General features: G+C 40.1%; 1 protein-coding gene. It reads left to right on the top strand.

Annotation, left to right across the window (positions count from 1 at the left end; translation table 11 throughout):
* The first annotated feature begins 529 nt into the window (after positions 1-529).
* The gene (locus BO222_RS12340; protein WP_075821043.1) at positions 530-1,228 is read left to right on the top strand and encodes a response regulator; all 699 of its coding nucleotides are present in this window, start codon (positions 530-532) and stop codon (positions 1,226-1,228) included.
* Positions 1,229-1,586 lie beyond the last annotated feature (358 nt).

Below are 1,586 nucleotides of genomic sequence, written 5' to 3'. Positions count from 1 at the left end.
TTATCGTATTCGTGAGGCTTGAAGCCGAAAAATGGCTGATTCCAGATAAAAATTTCTGGTAGATTCTGAACACCACGATGAAGTGCGGAGCAATTCGCGCTTCTATCTGCTTAACTTAATGACATTGGTATAATTCAGACAGACGGCATTCAATTTTTTAAGCTCTCAGCGTGATTCGATTCGTGACAGTCAGACTGAATATTTTGTCTATGAATCGCTCATTACCCGCTCTATGGAAAGTTTTTTTCATAAACTTGTTTTTTGTATCCGAATTAGTAAAAAAACGTTTTAAAATAGAGACACATCAGGGATGTTATTTTCATCTGTCATTTTGCTGCTTAGACGTCTTTTCACAGATTCGTTTTCAGGCAGGTGAAAGTTATTATCCCCTACTAATTTTGCCAGACTATATTCTATTGTTCATTACTTAGAATATATGATGCTCTTATGGATGCATTTGCCATAAACCCAAGAATAAACGTTTAGAAAGGAAGCAGGACTCCTTCTGAATCCTGTGCACAGTTTTCGTATGACCAATCCAATGGTTTTAATTGTCGAAGATGACAATTCAATCCGCAATCTTATTCAGACTACTCTTAAAGCCCATAACTATCGCTATATCTCCGCCCCTGATGGAGAAGCTGCCATTCTCGAAGCAAGCACACACAATCCGGATGTCATGTTTCTTGATCTTGGCCTTCCAGACATGGATGGAATTGATATTATCGAACGTGTCCGTTCCTGGACCGATATGCCGATTATCGTTATTTCTGCACGGACTGAAGATACTGAAAAAATCAAGGCTCTGGATGCAGGAGCCGATGACTATCTGACAAAACCCTTCTCGGTAGAAGAACTGTTGGCACGCCTGCGTGTAGTTCAGCGCAGACTTCATTTAAACCCCGCAAGTTCTCAGAGTGATTCAACTTTTAAAAACGGTTCCTTGAAAGTTGATTATGCGGCTGGATGTGCCTTCTTAAACGGTGAGGAACTTCATCTGACTCCAATTGAATATAAGCTGCTGACTCTTCTGACTCAGAATATCGGGAAGGTTCTGACTCATACCTTTATTACTCAGAAGATCTGGAACAGTTCAAGACCAAATGATGTTGCCAGTCTTCGAGTATTTATGGCTACTCTGCGCAAAAAGCTTGAACCGAATAAAGGCGGACCTCAGTATATTCAAACCCATATCGGAGTTGGCTATCGAATGCTGAAAGTCGAGTAATCTTGCTGCTGACCAGCTCAATTCACTGAATTTTACTGGTTTCACTTTTTCGATTTTCAGAGATTTCAAAACCCGAACATTTCAAAATCTGATCAATCCCAAATGAAAAGGGGCTGTTAAATTTCTGACAGTCCAAAAATAAAAAGAGGCACCTGATCCGTAATGGATGAGGTGCCTTTTTTGGTAAAATATGTTCATGATCAATAAACAAAATTACCAAACACACTATAACTGTTATGAAATGACCTTTGTCAAGAGTGAATAAGAAGACATATTGCCCCCTTACCCCCATTGATAGTCTTCATTTTGGTTCGATGGTAGACAGCACTTCACAGAAGCTGCACGGCAATTGGCCCCG

Source organism: Ileibacterium valens, from assembly GCF_001945525.1.
Taxonomy (GTDB): domain Bacteria; phylum Bacillota_I; class Bacilli_A; order Erysipelotrichales; family Erysipelotrichaceae; genus Ileibacterium; species Ileibacterium valens.
Note: the sequence above shows the minus strand (reverse complement) of the source record. Positions and strands in the feature narration are given on the sequence as shown.

Bases quoted from the DNA above. Each gene is read 5' to 3' on its own strand.
- BO222_RS12340 (WP_075821043.1), top strand. From the start codon at position 530: ATGACCAATCCAATGGTTTTAATTGTCGAAGATGACAATTCAATCCGC.